The following is a 16259-nucleotide window of genomic DNA, read 5'->3' on the forward strand; positions in this document are numbered from 1 at the left end:
TAGCTCGCTATTCTCCTCAGAAACAGAGATTTTTATCCTCAATTTCTTGCAATCCTCGCTACGGACGCTTAAGTCCGACAGGCTGCTAGGGGAACTTTGTCACCCTTAGTCGTGTCTAAATAATTAAACGGATTTACTATGAGGAGATACCATTATGAAGTATTTATGGACAATTCTATTGGTTCTGGCCCTGCCACTTCAGGCTCCAGCTGAAGAAATCAATCAGGGAATGATTGATTTGGTTTCCACAGCCTACGGTTTGAGCGTATCGGGCGCTTATCCCGAGACTGCTGTAATGGTCGGCAATTCTGCTTATTATGAACAGATGCTCGCTGCCGGAGCCATCGGTGACGATCACGCTGTGGACCCTGCTTTCTCTGAAGCCTTTACAGCTCTTGGAGCCAAGGCTGAGGAGAATTTTTCCAAACTCTGTGAAGCTTATAAATTGTCAGCTTCCGAGAATAAACCCACGGCACAGGATGTTCTGGATGCCATGAAGGCGCTGGACTTCGGCAGGCAATTTAATGCCGGCATTGAGGCATCTCGCAGCAGAGATGACGGTTTCGTACTTTACAAAACGCCTTCACTGATTAAAAAAGCTTTTAAGTCACTCCTGCCTTCTCGCGCAAGAAGTTTCAGAAAGCTCATAGAAAGCAGCCATGCCAGAACCATGGTTTTCAATATCAATAAAGATCTTGTTAATTTACTGGGCATCGGTTCAAAGGCGCGTACGGATCAGGTTAATGACATCGTCAGCTTTACCTCGAACAGCAAAGATTCAAGACTCATAAGGAGTAACACCGGCAATGCCGAGGGCATGAGCAAAGGATTTAATGCCGTAGCCGGTGGATCTGGCCTGCAACTAAGTAAAGTAGACCCCGGAAAAGTCGTCAGCCATTACAGTGGCAAGAGTCAGGCCGATGTCATCATTGCTGCCGTTACCGAACATGCTGCAAAACATGAAGACGTCGTCTATCTGCTGGCATTTTATGGTCAGTCCAAATACCAGTATTTCACTGTCAGCATTGCCAGGGGGTTCATCAACATTACCTTTGCGGCTGATGATAACAGACCGATTCCGGTCGTCATTACCTCAATGCCCGCAAGCAGAGTTGATTATTCAACCCTGGCGGCAGCCATTAATGACTTTATGAGAGGCAAGGATGAAGTGCCGGATCTGCTGGGAATCTGGAGAATGGCTGACCTGTAAACCCTCTTGACTCCGGGCTAAGAGTCCATGAGAGCCTGCCGGAGCGTCACAGTTAAGTACCTGGCCAGTTGGTTTCGCATATTCTGGCGAGTGGATTTTTTCATCCTTCAAGGCGCAACGACGGGCGCGTAGCCTTAGCTACGCAACCAGAGTTGGAACGCATAAGGATGGAAAAAGCCGCCGTCCAGAATATGCGAAACCAACTGGTTAGGTACTTAATCACCCTTTCTGGGAAAAAGCTTGTGACGAACCCAGCCTCTCAGGCTGTTCCCCCCCAAAACATAGCGATCCAGTTCCTCCTGCATGCGTAGGAAACGATCGCTGTCCCGGAACATAAATTCTCTTTTCAGCATCCGGCGTTGGGGGTTCAGCTTTTTAATGACTTTGGCCGGATTACCTCCCACTACCGTATTGGGAGGCACATCTTTCACAACCACAGCACCTGCTGCCACAACACTGTTCTCGCCTATGGTGATACCCTTGCCAACTTTCGCACCGTGCCCCACCCAGACATTATCTTCCAGCACAATAGGTTTGCTGCAACGGAAGGGGCGCAGGCGGTTATAGAGACCGTGCCAGTCGCTGTCGGATATGTAGCAATCGGCGGCTAACATACAGTTGTCACCAATGCTAATGCTGGCTGCTGAAGAGAGGGTGGTTCCCGGAGATATCAGGCAATGATCACCAATTTTGATATTGCCCTGGATTCCCCGGCCGCTCCAGGTGGAGAGACTGACCGGGTTATGGCGGATACTGATCAGGTGGACAAAACGACCGATGGAAATACCGGCACCGTGCACATTGACTGTAGAAGGGTGAACCACCATAGGGTGTTCGCCCAGATGTTCAAAATGTTTGCTGAAAAAGTGCTGGATATAAAACCGCTGCCAGCGGTCTGAGAGCATCTTGATCCAGAAAGGTTTATGATTTTTACGCACTGAACAAGCCTGATTTGTTATTATGCCTTTGCAGCCAGTCATCTGACTGAACTACTTCCGACGTATAAGTTGAAAAAACGAACGACCTCTTTACAAACAGGTCTTTTACAAACGGGTCTTTTACAAGCTATGCCTCTAAAACTGCCACTCAATATCGATTCGATTAAAGGCTTTCTGGCGCCGGATGAAGGTGAAGCACTTTATCAGTTCGCTCTGGAAGCCAGCCAGCTGGGCCCCTGTCTGGAAATTGGCAGTTACTGTGGCAAGTCTACGGTCTACCTGGGTGTTGCCTGCCAGCAAAATAACAGTGTGCTCTACGCCGTGGATCACCATCGTGGGTCAGAAGAGCACCAGCTGGGAGAAGAGTACCACGACAGTGACCTCTACGATGCCAGCATTCAACAGATGGATAGCTTTAAAGCGTTCCGAACCACCATGCGCGAAGCCAGACTGGAAGACACGGTTGTCCCTGTTGTAGCTCCTTCTGCGGTAGCATCCCGTCACTGGGCCACCCCTCTGGGCATGGTGTTTATTGACGGTGGTCACAGTGAAGCAGCCGCCCGGACGGATTTTCGCAGCTGGGTCAGCTTTATCAAGCCCGGCGGTATTCTGGCCATACACGATATCTTTCCCGATCCGAAAGACGGTGGGCAGGCACCCTACAATATCTGGAAGCTGGCGAAAGCCTCCGGATTATTTGAAGAGCTGCCCATGGTCAACACTCTGGGGCTTTTCCGCCGCCTTTAATTGTTGACTGCTGCCAGAGCTTCCTCGGTTTCTGGCAGTTCCACTTCCGGTTTTATCTCCAGACTCGACTCCAGAAACAGACGGGAAGCGGTTGTGTGCTCAGTCAGAGCATCGGCTGCCAGCAAAATAGCGCCGGCTGTCCAGGTCGTTTTTTCCTGCGGCCAGATCACGTCTTCAACGTATTGATAGCCTGTCCAATAGCCGCCATCACTGTCACGCCAGTTGTGCAACCAGCTGAAGAGCTGAGTGGCTTTCTGCTTTTCACCCGCAGCCAGCAGCGCCATGGTCAGCTCGCAGGATTCAGCGATGGTGATCCAGGGTTGATCACTGACACAGAGACAGCCCATGTCCTTACGTACAAACTTGTCCCAGAATGTCTGGATTCGGTCGCGGGCTTCCTGACCCCGGAAGACACCGGCCAGAATGGGGTAAAACCAGTCCATGGAAAAACGCTCTTTGCTTTCCCAGGTGCGGTCGAAGTTCTCGGGATGGAATTTCAGAGCCTGCCCCAGCTGTTGCCAGGCATCGAGCCATGGCTCAACGTTCCTGTTCAGCGCTTCAGCGATCAGAATGGCGCATTCCAGACTTTTCAGAACCGAAGAGCAGCCTGTAATCAGCGCGTCTTTGTGTGGCTCACCATCTTCCATGACGGCCCAGTAAATTTCACCAGTAGGCGACTGTTGTCGCAGTACAAACTGGATAGCACTTTCGACCATGGGCCAGTTCAGTTCCAGAAACCCGATATTTTCAGTAATCAGGTAGTGATGCCAGACACCGGTCGCCACATAGGCGACAAAGTTCGTTTCTCGCTTGTCGCTGTACAGAGGCTTGCCGTCCTGATAGTTGGCGAACCAGCTGCCATCTTCCAGCTGCTCTTTTCGCAGCCAGCCATAGGCGCTTTCAGCTTCAGAATAATGACCAATAATACTCAGTCCCATGGCCGCTTCGGTATGGTCCCAGGGGTCCAGCTTGCCACCGGTAAACCAGGGAATGCTGCCATCTTTCTGCTGTACAGAGAGGATGTGCTCTGCCGTTTTGTTGAGAAAATCTCTTGGGAACAGGCCTTTGGTCAGCAGCAGGCTATCCATAACAGACCTCCTTGTTGGTATCGTTGGATTTATCTCTGCCCGGCTCCCACTCGAAGTACATCACCACACTTTTTCCCATGACCGGATCAAGCAGCTTTTCGGTAATGCGGGTCACCTTCGGCTTTTTCATAAGATCCCATACCAGCAGCTTGTGATAGTGATCGACCAGTTTGGAGGGCTGTTCCCATTTCCAGCATTTCAGCCACCAGTAGGGAACGTGCAAGGCGTGGGCCCAGTGCCGTGAATAACGGCGCCAGCCAAGCGATTCGATATCATGGCGCAGATGCGTGGCGTTAAAGATGCGAATATGGCCGCCCTCGACCTCATGGTAAGCCTTGCTCAGACGCCAGCAGATCTCTTCCGGCCAGGCTCTGGGTACACTGACTGCCAGCAAACCATCGGGCTTCAATACCCGTTTGATCTCAGCCAGTACCTCCAGATAATCGGGAATATGTTCCAACACTTCGGAACAGATTATTTTGTCGAACGTGTCGTCTTCAAAAGGCAACTCCAGAGCGTTGCCCTGAATAAAACGAAGACTGCGACCGTCTTCTGACCCCTGCAGAAATTGTTCAGACTCCTGCTGCCTGTCACGGGCTGTTTGCAGGTCTTTTTCGCACAGGTCCAACCCTGTCACATCGACTCTGGCCTCCAGCCAGGCTGCAATGGAGTGACGGCCCTCACCGCAACCCACGTCCAGCACTTTATCGCCACTGCGTAACTTCAGACGATTAAAATCTATGGTTTGCATGTTGTTTCAGTTATCCTCGGGCATCACCCGCTGACAGCGGTCCGCTGGTCAAGCTCAGCATCGGCAGCCATTGTGGCTTTTAATTCTTCGGGTTCTTGTTCAATATCCAGCAGGTTCAGGTAATACTGACTGAACTGTCTGGCGGCTACTTTCCAGCAGAAAGTATCCAGAATTCGTTGTCGGCCAAGCTGACCGTATTGAATCCGCTGTTCAGGGTTTTCCAACAGTGTCCGCAAGGCTTGTGCCAGGGCTTTGCTGTTGCCAGCCCGGACAATCAGGCCAGCATCACCCACAACTTCAGGAAGAGCGCCTCCGTCTGAAGAAATTACCGCACATCCACAGGACATGGCTTCTCCGGCCGGTAGCCCAAAACCCTCATAGAGTGAAGGGGTCACTGCAATGGCGGCTTGGGAATAGTATTCCACCATTTGTTCAGTGGAAATGCCGGACACAAAAGTTACCGCTGAGCCAAGATTCAGTTGTTTCAGCTGCTGCTCTGTCTGACCACCTTCTTTCAGTTTGCCTACCACCAGCAGTTCCAGCTCAGGATAGTCCGGTTTTAACAAAGCCATGGCTTCCAGGAGATGTTTTAAACCTTTCAAAGGCTGGTCCGCAGAAGCTGTTGTCATAATTCTGAACGGCTTGCGTTCGATATTAGGTTGAGGGCTGAAGGCTTCGGTATCAATCCCATTATAAATAAGATTGATGTCGTCAGCTGGACGCTCAAAGGCTTCAGCGATATCCCCCCGGGACTGCTCCGAAACAGTGACAATGTGCTTCAGTTCACGAACCACTCTGCCCTGCATGGTCAGGAAAGAATACCAGCGCCGGGTCAACAGACGGTGCTTCCAGTCTGGCGCGGCATCCAGAGCCAGCTGTCTGTCCCGGGTGATGGGGTGATGGACGGTGGCTACAACGGGAATACCCTGTTTTTGCAGGTCCAGAAGGCCATAGCCCAGACTCTGGTTGTCGTGAATAATGTCGTAGTCATGAGTGTTTTTGCGCAGGTATTTCACGACACGACGGGTAAATGTGTAGGGCTCGGCAAAGCCTCCGGTCAGCATGGCCCACCATTCAAAGAAATCAGACCAGGATTTCAGGTGTCTGGGTCTCAGGGCTGTGACATGACTTTCCTGGCTGAACAGATCCAGACTGGGGATTTCAATCAGGCCCACCCGGGGATCAAGATCCGGATAAGGAGGGCCGGAAATAACATCCACCTGATGACCGGCTTCCACCAGAGCCTTGCTCAGGTACTTGAGATAGATGCCCTGACCACCCACAAAGGGATGACTTCGATAACACAGCAGACAGATTTTAAGCGACCTGGCAGGCTGTTTAGATACCTCAGACGACAGAGGGCTTGCTGACGTCAGTGTGTTGGGTAGTTTTTCTTGTATGGTCATTGAATAACCTGTCACCAGACTGGTTTATGGGCTTGAAACAGCGCAGTTTGCTGAATGTGACGGGACAAAGGCCACCGTTTTCTACCCGTATCATTTGCGGGTGAGTCCTTTCTGTCAGACTCGGACAGGCTCCTGATCGTCAGGGTCGTGGGAAAATAGCATAAAGTGAAGCGGGCGTGAAATGGCGGGTGCATATCGAATGAATCTCTGAGAGTCATGCTCTCATTGTCTGCAGCGAACTAATGACAGATCTACCTTCATGCCTGATCTTTTGGACAGAATGTTGGTCACGCAAAAAAACTGTTATAACACTTTTATGCGCAATAAAATGTTATAAAAATACACTTTATTGCGCATAAAAGTGTATACACCTACACTTTATTGAAGAACGATCAAAAATCCGACATAACCCATGAAAAGATTGTTGCTGAAAAAACTGCTTGATTGGAAGCAAAGCCCCTCAAGAAAGCCTGTTCTGCTTGATGGTGCAAGGCAAACGGGCAAATCTTTTCTCCTTGAAACACTGTTCGGTGGACACTTTGAACAAGTCATACGCCTGGATTTTCTTGAGCAGCCCGGTTTGGCGAACCTGTTTGCCGACTCTCTCAAACCAGACGATATTATCACCAATATCGAGATTGAACTGAACATCAGCATTGACAGGCAAAAGGATCTCATCATTTTTGATGAGGTTGGAGAGTGTCTGGCGGCCCTTCACTCCCTGAAGTTTTTTGCTGAACAGTGTCCTCAAATGTATCTCTGTGCATCGGGGTCAAATATTGGTCTTCTGGATTCATTTCCTGTTGGTAAGGTGGAATGGCTTGAACTCTACCCACTGACATTTGAGGAATTCCTCCTGGCCTCCAATCAACCGCCTCTGGTTAAAGCTTTTGAACAAGTGAATCTGGGTAAGGTAGCTCATGAAAAGCTCTTCAGTTTGCTTATTGACTATTACTTTGTTGGAGGGATGCCAGAAGCAGTAAAGGCCTGGTTTGAGGTTGATAAAGACATCACTGAAAGAACCCGGACAGTCCAACAAATACATGCTTCACTTCTCTCGGGCTATGAGCGTGATTTCGGAAAATACTCCGATAAACTTTCTGCACAACATATACAGGCAATCTTTAAAAATGTGCCAGTTCAGTTATCGAATACCATGGACGACTCGGTTAAACGGTTTAAGTTCAAAGACGTTTTAGAGAAAAAAAGTCGCTACAAAGAGCTGGCGGGCCCCATTAACTGGCTGGAAAATTGCCGACTGATATCCAAGTGTCACCCCATAGACTGCAAGCCTGACTCCCCCCTTAAACCACTGGCCAAAGAAAATATCTTCAAACTGTTTTTATTCGATATTGGCTTACTGGGACACATGCTGCAGATCAACTACAAGGAGCATCGGGATCAGAAGTATCACTACAAGGGTTTTATCGCAGAAAACTTCATACAAAACGAACTCATCACCCTGATCGGCAAGCCAACCTATTCATGGGAATACGCCAGAAGTGAAATCGAATTTCTGTATAAAACCGAAGCAGGTGACATAGTACCTGTAGAAGTAAAAAGTGGCAAAAGGACTCGAGCCAAATCGCTGCAAACTTATGTCCAGCGATATAGCCCAAATACAACACTCAAGCTGATTGGTTCAACAGGCTCACTGGATGACCCTGCTGCCAGGGTCCTGCCTTTGTATTACATTTCTAAAGTCAAAGAGATTCTGGGGTAATTTGGATAGCCGGACTTCTGTGCGCCAGGAGCTGCTGGAACAATAAGAGATGGGAGCGAGATATATAAAAAATTGTCTTACTTCTATAGATAGCCTATAACTAAATGATCCAATGAAGTTTTGATCCGGGGGCGATCTGGATTCGACGACGGTATCGAAACCTTAGGTGCATGCCGAGGACGTAGTGGTTCTCGTTAATCAAAACACTACAAACCTTATAGTTGCCAACCTGGTAGCTCTTGGAGACGCTCAAAACGACCTCTTCGATCAAGAAGAGTTCGCACTTGCAGCTTGATCGTAGCTAAACCCTACGAGTCTCCCAGTCTCTCCGGCTCGTCTGCTGGCCGGTTTTCGGACTGTCACCGTAAGTAGACTCGCGAGGCCCTGTATGCCTGTGGCTGGCCAGCTAAAACTTAACAGGATCGCTCAGTAGAACCCCGACCGCTGGGTCGTTTCTGAGTTAAATCCAAAGGCGGATCTAAGCATGTAGAGCCGAAGGCTGAGAATCGGCGGACGCGGGTTCAATTCCCGCCGCCTCCACCAATATACAGCCCTGTGGATAATTGATCTGCAGGGCTTTTTTGTGTCTGACAAGACTCTTTTTCTTCAGGGTTCCGAAAAAGTATCAAAGGTTTGTCGAGCGAAACTTCCACGCGTTTTTGGCAGGTTTATCCCTGGATCGTGAAATTCCGGATCGCATGATCATCATGAACTTTCGCCACCTGCCTGAAAAACATCATCCCGGACGAGCTATTTTTGAGGAAATAAAGATTTCTTATCAAGTCTATTTGTTCCCATAGACTTCTACCTTGAAGTAATTTGGAGTCAATATGAAAATTGCAGTACTGTCTCGCAACCCCAAATTGTACTCTACTCGTCGTTTAAAAGAAGCCGGCGAAGAAAGAGGACATGAAGTTGATATTATTGACACTCTCCGATGTTATATGGATGTAACACGCAGTCGCCCAACTGTTCGCTGTGATGGCGAGTCTCTTCCATACTACGACGCAGTAATACCAAGAATTGGAGCTTCTATTACATTTTATGGCACTGCCATCGTCAGGCAATTTGAAATGATGGGCACATTCTGTGTGAATGAATCTGTTGCCATTACTCGCTCTCGCGACAAATTACGTTCTCTACAATTGTTGTCACGAAAAGATATTGGATTACCGAGAACAGGCTTTGCCTGTAAACCCGAGAATGTAAAGGACCTCATCAAAAACGTAGGTGGAGCCCCACTGGTAATAAAATTACTGGAAGGTACTCAGGGTATCGGCGTAGTTCTCGCAGAGAATCAGAAAGCAGCAGAAGCGATAATTGAGGCTTTTTTTGGGCTGAAAGCTAATATTCTAGTTCAGGAGTTTATTAAAGAAGCAGGAGGTGCAGATCTCCGTTGCTTTGTGATCGGCAGCAAAGTCGTAGCCGCTATAAAACGACAGGGAGCAGATGGAGAATTTCGCTCAAACCTTCATCGCGGTGGAACAGCTACGCTTGTCCGCTTGTCAAAAGAGGAGCGAGCGACTGCAGTTAATGCCGCAAAAGCAATGGGGCTGAATGTCTGCGGTGTCGACCTTTTACAATCTGATAACGGGCCAGTAGTTATGGAAGTTAACTCCTCTCCGGGACTGCGCGGTATTGAAACAGCAACAGGAAAAAATGTTGCTGGCATGATCTACGAATTTATTGAAAGCAAAGCAACTAAATCAACCCGAACCCGTGGAAAAGGCTGAAGGTGACAAAGATGTTAGTATCAGATATTAGTATCGGTGGCTCTGTGATCAAGGCTGGGCAAACCAGACAAATTCGTCTGGAGGTTGCAAAGCTATGTACCAATACAGACTTTTCACTACCTGTACATGTTATACACAGTAAAAAAACTGGTCCAAAAGTCTTTGTATCGGCAGCCGTTCATGGCGATGAGCTGAACGGTATTGAGATTATTCGTCGCCTAATAAATTTGAAGACATTTAAAGTTACTATGGGTACCTTGATTCTTGTACCAATGGTTAATGTCTATGGAGTGCTTTATCAAAGCCGATATCTCCCAGATCGTCGGGATTTGAACAGAAGCTTTCCCGGTTCACCAAAAGGTTCATTGGCCAGCCGGTTAGCTCATATATTCCTGAAAGAAATAGTCAGCCTCTGTGAATACGGCATAGACCTCCACACAGGCGCTATTCATCGCTCAAACTTGCCTCAGATTCGTGCCAATCTGATGGATAAAGAAACACTCTCTCTGGCCCGTGCATTCGGTGTACCCGTTTTATTGAATGCCAATATTCGTGACAATTCTCTTCGACAGGCAGCTGAAGAGTTCAATGCGCGTGTACTGCTTTATGAAGCCGGAGAAGCTTTAAGGTTTGATGAAGTCAGTATACGTGCGGGAGTTCATGGCGTTATCAATGTGTTAGCTGAGCTGAGGATGCTTAGACTGAGGCGCAAGGTAAAAGCTTTCACTCCCTATATAGCGAACAAAAGTTCGTGGGTCAGGGCTAATGCCAGCGGCATTATCAACTCTCTTAAAAATCTTGGTGATCAGGTTGATAAGGGAACTCCATTAGCCACTATTGGAAGCCCACTTGGTGAAATCATTGATGTAGTAAAAGCGACACAGGCAGGCATCATTATTGGTAAACAGAATATCCCTCTCGTTCAGGAGGGTGAGGCTATGTTTCATATCGCTTTCTTTACTGCATCCGATGGTGATGTTGCTGAAGATATAGAAATGATGCAGGAAGAGCTGCAAACTGAATCGTCCGTTTTAGAGTAACTCAAATGTTTAAAAAAATACAAAAGGCAAACAACAAGCCTGTTATTGGCTGTGTAGAGCTATGCGATCTGCCAGACCTGGGTATTTTTGGCGTTGAAGTACGCATTGATACCGGAGCAAAAACCTCCTCCCTGCATGTGGACAACTTAATATCCTTTGAAGACGAGGGAAGCCCCTGGGTTATGTTTGACCTGCATCCAAACCTCCATAACGTGGGTGAAGTTCTAAATTGTAAAGCGCCTGTTAAAGATATCAAAACCATAAGGTCATCAAACGGAATTAAAGAAAAACGGTATGTCATTAGTACCACATTAAAATTACATGATTACATCTGGCCTATCGATGTAACACTTTCTAACCGTGCAAAGATGACATATTTGATGTTACTTGGAAGAGAAGGGATGGGTAATTTTTTTTTAGTAGACCCTTCTCGGAAATTTATGAAGAACGAATAGGGTATACACATTCTCTGGGTGTGAATGCCGAACCATGCTGGCAGCAACAGTCAGTTCTGCCTGCCGGTGGCAACCTGTACATTCTCGTTGATGATGAAGTGGAGCCGTGATTCAGCTTCCAATTAAACTTAGAAAACACTTATTTTCTTGATCTGTCACTTTCTCAATCTACCCTTACTCCCTAGAAATTAGAATGCACGGATAGAATGATGAACAACTCACTCTTTGCGGCATTGTTTATACTGCCGGTATCGATATCTTCCATCTGTCAGGCTGACTCGTTGAAAAGACGTTTTGTTATCGAGTTTCAGCAGGATGGTGCAGGTTCTCCGATCCAGAGCGTTTCTATAAAACATAACCTCAATACTCTGTCGTACAACCCGTCAGACATTGCCGACACAAACGGCTATGCGGGGTTAGATTTACCACCTGATGATAAACCTCATGGAATTAACGGTTACGGATTAAAAACCACCCTTATTGAGTCCATTTCGTGGCCATTGATTTACGCCTCTCATCTGCTGGTGGCTTACGAAATGATCCTGATCACACATGACACCTCTCTGAGCGCCAAACCTTTTTCATGGCTACCTGTAGAAGCGTTTGTTGTTATTGGCTGGCTTTTGAAAAACGATTGGAACTCTGATTCGTCACTGTTTATCCCGATAGATCAACCGGAGGCCAGTCAGGATGACCCGTTTGCAATCACCACCATGATGCTACCCGGAAATAGCCAACAAAAAAATGACCACCAAAACCCGCCATCTACATCATCCAGTCAGCAAGCCACAGGAGGGGCAACCAGCACCCGGACTACAGGCTATGCCAGCGGCTCCCCTTCTTCTGGCTCTGGCGACGATGACAAAAACCCTGAACCACACCAGCATACTTTCGATTACAACTGTCACTTCGGTTCCTGTCATGGTGTTTGTAAACTCCGATCATCATCTGTTGGTGGAGGGTCCGCCAGAAGGCCGCGGAATTCCCTAGCCAGTTCAGCAAGCCTCATCACACTGGCAACATTAGCACAGAGCATACATCCTCCCTCAGCAGTCCCGATCGGGCAACCAGAGCCAGCCAGTAAAACTTGTAAAAGTGGAGTTACTGATCCCACCGGGCCGTTTGTCTGTGAGGTGCTGCTGAAAGTGAAGAGTGGCGAACGGCTGTGCGGGAAGCGCTTAAGGGACAGAGAGATGCTGTCAAATCACAGAATGCAATACCACACTGCGCCAAGATTCTGTGATGTGATAGTAGTCGGGGGTAATGGCGAGCAGCGAGTATGTGGGGCCGTCTTCAATATACTAAAGCAGCAGCGTCACAACAGGAGATACCACGAAGGTGAAGAAAATATCAGATGGTCCGATCCCGATAGAAGCGACCAAGATATTGGGTCAGTATTCTGTGATGTGATTGCATACGTGCAGAATTACGAGGAACGCATACAGGTAACATCACGACAACTATGCGGGAGGATCTTCGAGACTAGCGAAAGACTGCGTCGTCACAGAAGAAGTTGCCACCAGGGACGCCATTCCAGATGGAAAGACATCAGGAGACCACCGGTGGAGTAATTTTCGGATTTTTAACCATGCAGCAGTCATCAGCTACTGTTTTTCGGGAACTTACACAGGGTTCAACGTGTCTTAAGTGTATGGCTTAAATAATTTTAAATATCAGCTCATTCAAATTAATTCACTACACTTCTTGACTGATGCGTAGTGTTCTGAAGACAGGAGAATAGTGTAATGAAGAAATTTCTCAAACTTGGCCTTCCTTTCACCCTGTTATTTTCTCTGGGTGCGAATGCCGAACCATGCTGGCAGCAACAGTCGGTTCTGCCTGCCGATGGCAACCTGTGCATTCTCGTCGATGATAAAGTGCAGCCAGGTCAACCAAAATGGTTCTTCGGCAGAGCGGCACTGGATCTGGATGAAACCGACCAGACGGCTGGCAAAATAAAGCACTTTTGTGTTTATGAAGTAAGGAGTGAAGGTGGCTATGACATCAAGCGCAGCAGTGACTATTTCTGGCTGGATGCGACAGAAAGTGAGGTCCAGTCAAGATTTCAAGTACTGCCAAAGCACAAAAATGATCCACTCAGCCCTGATCAGTCTGATAAATGGGTGTTGAGTTCAGGCGCTCTGGCAGATTTGTTCAAGTTCTGCTCTGCTGAAAAACCAAAAGTGGTTGAATCAAGCGATATCAGTATGTGTGCAAAACCTTTGAAGAGCGAGAGCATTGCTTTTGGGAAACTTTCCACACAGGCCAAATGCAAGGTGTTTGATGCGGCGGTGGGCAAAGATGTAGTGCCCATGCCTATTGTACAGGCTATGCGTCACGATCTGCCTGATGCCACTTGGGTAGGCGTTGGTTGGGCTGTGCGCGATGGTCAGCCATTTGCCACGCATACGGTTTATGGCCCTCCATACTCTACCGAGTATTGCCTGCTTCAAGCTATGATACGAGGTCACCAGTACTGTAGCGTTGATAAAACCGGTCACTATCAGACAGGCAATGAGATTGACTACGATGATACAGCCGACGGAATAAACGACGCCTATATTTTAAATTATCCTGATCAACCCTCAGGCAAACCGGAACTGTAATATCAGGGATTACTCCTAACAATCGACAGTTCTGGAGGCCTTGAGTAAAAAAAACGGCTATCATAACATGTCAGTGGCTGATAAATTCTGAAAGCCATTTTTTGTAAAAAAGCAGTAGATCCCTGACAACAATGGAAATAAGAAAAGCACAACGCAGCGATGCCCATAGGGCTTTTGAGCTTCGAACTCTGGCGATACGTTCTGAATGCAAAGGCCATTACAGTGATGAAGCTCTGGCTCGTTGGACTGAAGGTTCTGCCACTGAGAAATTTATGAATGACGTTGAGCAGAATTTTCATGTTGTGATGATGAAAGGTGAAGTGGCCGGTACAGGAATGATTGATATCGGGAACGGCATGGTCGATGCCATCTTTGTGGACCCCCGATTTATGAGAGTGGGCGTTGCCCGCAGGATGATGACTCATCTGGAACAGATTGCGAGGGAAGCCGGTCTACCTGAAATGAAGCTGAATTCAACATTGAATGCAGCCGCCTTTTATCGGCGTTGTGGTTTTGACGGAGATGCAGTATCGACTTATCATTCTCCCAGAGGGTTTCAGCTGGATTGCATTCCCATGACTAAAAACCTCTCTGAAGCTGCCTACTGACTCATTGTTGTGGTTTCACCCAGACTTCTAAGAGGCTGTCGCAGAAGTACTGCGCTTCCACGAGGGCGGCTGGGATGCTCATTTACTCGCTGTAAACTGGCCTTTTTCGCCAGTCAGTGCTGTGTCTCAGCTTGTCTCGCTAGTTTTTCAGCAGCCTCTTAACCATTGTTATTCCTGACTTTCAGCTGAACCGTATAGACGGGATTTGTACCTATCTATCATCGTTTATTCATCTATTTTATATGGAAATAATAACAAACAAACTTTATGTCATATTAATATTCCGGAAGTACTATGAACGATTTCATTTCTGCCTCGAATAATCTTCTTTGGGGAAGTATCCTGATTTACCTGCTGCTTGGAGCCGGTATTTTATTCACCATTCGTACCCGCTTCGTGCAGTTTCGCCGCTTCGGTATGGCCGCGAAAACCATGATGGGAAGTCGCAGAACCCACTCCCAGCGCCAGATTTCTGCGTTCCAGGCATTCTGCACCAGTCTTGCAGCCCGAATAGGTACTGGTAATATCGCCGGTGTTGCCGTTGCCATCTATCTGGGTGGACCCGGTGCTATCTTCTGGATGTGGCTGATCGCCCTGCTGGGTATGGCGACCAGCTTTTCAGAAAACACTCTCGCCCAGATCTACAAAACCAACAATGGCGATGGCACCTATCGCGGAGGTCCCGCTTACTATATGCAAAAAGCGTTGGGTCAGCGCTGGATGGGCGTTGCTTTTTCCATCTCCCTGATTATCGCATTCGGATTTGCTTTCAACAGTGTTCAGTCCAACTCTATTGCGGCTGCTTTTTCGGATTATAACATTGCTCCTGAGTACATCGGTGCAGGTCTGGTAGTAGTCAGCGGCATTGTTATCTTTGGCGGCATTCGTTCCATCGCCAAAGTCGCTGAAATGATTGTTCCTGTCATGGCTCTGGGCTACCTGGCTGTGGCTCTTGTGATCGTTGCCATGAATGTCTCTGAACTGCCTGCTGTATTCACTCTGATTTTCAAGAGTGCTTTCGGTCTTGAAACAGCTATGGGTGGCGGTGTTGGCTACATGGTTTCTCAGGCGATGATGCAAGGTATCAAGCGCGGTCTGTTCTCCAACGAAGCGGGTATGGGAAGCGCACCTAACGCTGCAGCAACTGCTCACTCCACTCACCCGGTTAGCCAGGGCATGATGGGGATGCTGGGGGTATTTATAGACACTATCGTCGTATGTACAGCCACGGCTGCTATCATCCTGATGTCCGGCATGCTGGAACCGGGCAATGGCCTGACCGGCGTTGCATTGACTCAGGCTGCCTTGTCCAGTGAGATAGGCCCTTTGGGTGGACACCTGATTGCAGTAGCCATTCTGCTCTTTGCTTTCACTTCCATCATTGCCAACTATTACTACGGTGAGTCCAACCTGCTGTTTATCAAAAACAGCAAGCCGCTGCTGGTGATTTATCGAGTAGCTGTGCTGGTTATGGTGTTCTGGGGCTCTGTTGGCAATCTGCCTGCCGTTTGGGCTTTTGCTGATCTGTCCATGGGTATCATGGCCCTGATTAACATTACCGCTATTCTGTTACTGTCAGGTATCGTTGTGCAGGTTCTGAAAGACTTTGATGAGCAGGTGGCTGACGGCGTTGTCCCGGTATTTAACCGTAAGAAGTTTCCATTGCTTGATAAGACCATGGATAAAGACGTATGGCAGGAGCACAATGCTGGCGAAGCTCGACCATACCCTATCCCGAAAGTGAAGATCCAGACGGCTACTGAATAACACCTATTGAGGTCGAGCCACCTGCCCGACCTCTTTTTCCATGAAAACACCTCTAATACCAATCGAACTTTCCAACTCCCTATTGCGCCGAAGATTTGAGCCTTAATACCGCGTTGGCGATCGTCGCCATTGCTAAGACTATGACTCCTCACGCCGCCTTGTCTTAAGGCTCAAATCTCCATGCTCA

14 protein-coding genes, 1 other RNA gene and 1 pseudogene are annotated in these 16259 nt (G+C 48.1%); 12 read left to right on the top strand and 4 right to left on the bottom strand.

Going from position 1 to position 16259, the window contains the following annotated elements; genetic code table 11:
• Positions 1 to 154: 154 nt before the first annotated feature.
• A complete protein-coding gene (locus tag P6910_RS22450; protein WP_317143481.1) occupies positions 155 to 1210 on the top strand; it encodes a hypothetical protein in 1056 nt (351 codons plus the stop codon).
• A 215-nt stretch (positions 1211 to 1425) separates the two neighbouring features.
• Here the strand turns inward: P6910_RS22450 and P6910_RS22455 are convergent, their stop codons facing one another.
• On the bottom strand, positions 1426 to 2148 hold the full coding sequence (locus P6910_RS22455) for an acyltransferase (protein ID WP_317143482.1): 723 nt from the start codon (positions 2146 to 2148) through the stop codon (positions 1426 to 1428).
• Positions 2149 to 2277: 129 nt separating this feature from the next.
• Between P6910_RS22455 and P6910_RS22460 the strand changes: the two genes are divergently transcribed.
• Entirely contained in the window at positions 2278 to 2895 is a 618-nt protein-coding gene (locus tag P6910_RS22460; protein WP_317143483.1) for a class I SAM-dependent methyltransferase, read from the top strand.
• On the opposite strand, the gene P6910_RS22465 is transcribed toward P6910_RS22460, so the two are convergent.
• Genes P6910_RS22465 through P6910_RS22475 form a run of 3 tightly spaced genes read right to left on the bottom strand, consistent with a single transcriptional unit; the run spans position 2892 to position 6140 of the window.
• The gene (locus P6910_RS22465; RefSeq protein WP_317143484.1) at positions 2892 to 3983 is read right to left on the bottom strand and encodes a prenyltransferase/squalene oxidase repeat-containing protein; all 1092 of its coding nucleotides are present in this window, start codon (positions 3981 to 3983) and stop codon (positions 2892 to 2894) included. The genes P6910_RS22460 and P6910_RS22465 overlap by 4 nt on opposite strands.
• The gene (locus tag P6910_RS22470) at positions 3976 to 4734 is read right to left on the bottom strand and encodes a class I SAM-dependent methyltransferase (RefSeq protein WP_317143485.1); all 759 of its coding nucleotides are present in this window, start codon (positions 4732 to 4734) and stop codon (positions 3976 to 3978) included. Before P6910_RS22470 ends, P6910_RS22465 begins: the two co-directional genes overlap by 8 nt.
• A gap of 23 nt (positions 4735 to 4757) precedes the next feature.
• Positions 4758 to 6140, bottom strand: coding sequence for a glycosyltransferase family 4 protein (locus tag P6910_RS22475; protein ID WP_317143486.1), 1383 nt, complete (start codon positions 6138 to 6140; stop codon positions 4758 to 4760).
• Positions 6141 to 6552: 412 nt separating this feature from the next.
• Here P6910_RS22475 and P6910_RS22480 point away from each other — a divergent pair, with 412 nt between their 5' ends.
• The 10 genes and pseudogenes from P6910_RS22480 to P6910_RS22525 all read left to right on the top strand — a co-directional run bounded on the left by P6910_RS22480 (position 6553) and on the right by P6910_RS22525 (position 16072).
• A complete protein-coding gene (locus P6910_RS22480; protein WP_317143487.1) occupies positions 6553 to 7863 on the top strand; it encodes an ATP-binding protein in 1311 nt (436 codons plus the stop codon).
• 127 nt (positions 7864 to 7990) lie between these two features.
• Positions 7991 to 8406, top strand: a transfer-messenger RNA (tmRNA) gene (gene ssrA, locus P6910_RS22485).
• Between the two features lie 119 nt (positions 8407 to 8525).
• Positions 8526 to 8630 (top strand): annotated as a pseudogene (locus P6910_RS22490) (IS5/IS1182 family transposase); the annotation flags it as partial.
• Positions 8631 to 8693: 63 nt separating this feature from the next.
• Positions 8694 to 9596 (top strand): 30S ribosomal protein S6--L-glutamate ligase, encoded by a 903-nt coding sequence (gene rimK, locus P6910_RS22495; protein ID WP_317143488.1) that lies wholly within the window; start codon positions 8694 to 8696, stop codon positions 9594 to 9596.
• An 11-nt stretch (positions 9597 to 9607) separates the two neighbouring features.
• Positions 9608 to 10636: a succinylglutamate desuccinylase/aspartoacylase family protein gene (locus P6910_RS22500; protein WP_317143489.1), complete on the top strand. Its 1029-nt coding sequence runs from the start codon at positions 9608 to 9610 to the stop codon at positions 10634 to 10636.
• A gap of 5 nt (positions 10637 to 10641) precedes the next feature.
• Complete coding sequence (locus P6910_RS22505; RefSeq protein WP_317143490.1) at positions 10642 to 11091, top strand: ATP-dependent zinc protease; 450 nt, start codon at positions 10642 to 10644, stop codon at positions 11089 to 11091.
• A gap of 206 nt (positions 11092 to 11297) precedes the next feature.
• On the top strand, positions 11298 to 12662 hold the full coding sequence (locus P6910_RS22510) for a hypothetical protein (protein WP_317143491.1): 1365 nt from the start codon (positions 11298 to 11300) through the stop codon (positions 12660 to 12662).
• Positions 12663 to 12836: 174 nt separating this feature from the next.
• Positions 12837 to 13697, top strand: coding sequence for a hypothetical protein (locus P6910_RS22515; protein WP_317143492.1), 861 nt, complete (start codon positions 12837 to 12839; stop codon positions 13695 to 13697).
• 131 nt (positions 13698 to 13828) lie between these two features.
• The gene (locus P6910_RS22520; protein WP_317143493.1) at positions 13829 to 14305 is read left to right on the top strand and encodes a GNAT family N-acetyltransferase; all 477 of its coding nucleotides are present in this window, start codon (positions 13829 to 13831) and stop codon (positions 14303 to 14305) included.
• Between the two features lie 294 nt (positions 14306 to 14599).
• Positions 14600 to 16072 (top strand): sodium:alanine symporter family protein, encoded by a 1473-nt coding sequence (locus P6910_RS22525; RefSeq protein WP_317143494.1) that lies wholly within the window; start codon positions 14600 to 14602, stop codon positions 16070 to 16072.
• Positions 16073 to 16259 lie beyond the last annotated feature (187 nt).

This window comes from Endozoicomonas sp. 8E (assembly GCF_032883915.1).
In the GTDB taxonomy this organism is placed as follows: Bacteria; Pseudomonadota; Gammaproteobacteria; order Pseudomonadales; family Endozoicomonadaceae; genus Endozoicomonas_A.

Excerpts from the sequence above, each read along its gene's own strand:
- P6910_RS22450 (WP_317143481.1), top strand. The coding sequence starts at position 155 with ATGAAGTATTTATGGACAATTCTATTGGTTCTGGCCCTGCCACTTCAG.
- P6910_RS22460 (WP_317143483.1), top strand. The coding sequence starts at position 2,278 with ATGCCTCTAAAACTGCCACTCAATATCGATTCGATTAAAGGCTTTCTG.
- P6910_RS22465 (WP_317143484.1), bottom strand. The coding sequence starts at position 3,983 with ATGGATAGCCTGCTGCTGACCAAAGGCCTGTTCCCAAGAGATTTTCTC.
- P6910_RS22470 (WP_317143485.1), bottom strand. The coding sequence starts at position 4,734 with ATGCAAACCATAGATTTTAATCGTCTGAAGTTACGCAGTGGCGATAAA.
- P6910_RS22475 (WP_317143486.1), bottom strand. The coding sequence starts at position 6,140 with ATGACCATACAAGAAAAACTACCCAACACACTGACGTCAGCAAGCCCT.
- P6910_RS22480 (WP_317143487.1), top strand. The coding sequence starts at position 6,553 with ATGAAAAGATTGTTGCTGAAAAAACTGCTTGATTGGAAGCAAAGCCCC.
- rimK (WP_317143488.1), top strand. The coding sequence starts at position 8,694 with ATGAAAATTGCAGTACTGTCTCGCAACCCCAAATTGTACTCTACTCGT.
- P6910_RS22500 (WP_317143489.1), top strand. The coding sequence starts at position 9,608 with ATGTTAGTATCAGATATTAGTATCGGTGGCTCTGTGATCAAGGCTGGG.
- P6910_RS22505 (WP_317143490.1), top strand. The coding sequence starts at position 10,642 with ATGTTTAAAAAAATACAAAAGGCAAACAACAAGCCTGTTATTGGCTGT.
- P6910_RS22510 (WP_317143491.1), top strand. The coding sequence starts at position 11,298 with ATGATGAACAACTCACTCTTTGCGGCATTGTTTATACTGCCGGTATCG.
- P6910_RS22515 (WP_317143492.1), top strand. The coding sequence starts at position 12,837 with ATGAAGAAATTTCTCAAACTTGGCCTTCCTTTCACCCTGTTATTTTCT.
- P6910_RS22520 (WP_317143493.1), top strand. The coding sequence starts at position 13,829 with ATGGAAATAAGAAAAGCACAACGCAGCGATGCCCATAGGGCTTTTGAG.
- P6910_RS22525 (WP_317143494.1), top strand. The coding sequence starts at position 14,600 with ATGAACGATTTCATTTCTGCCTCGAATAATCTTCTTTGGGGAAGTATC.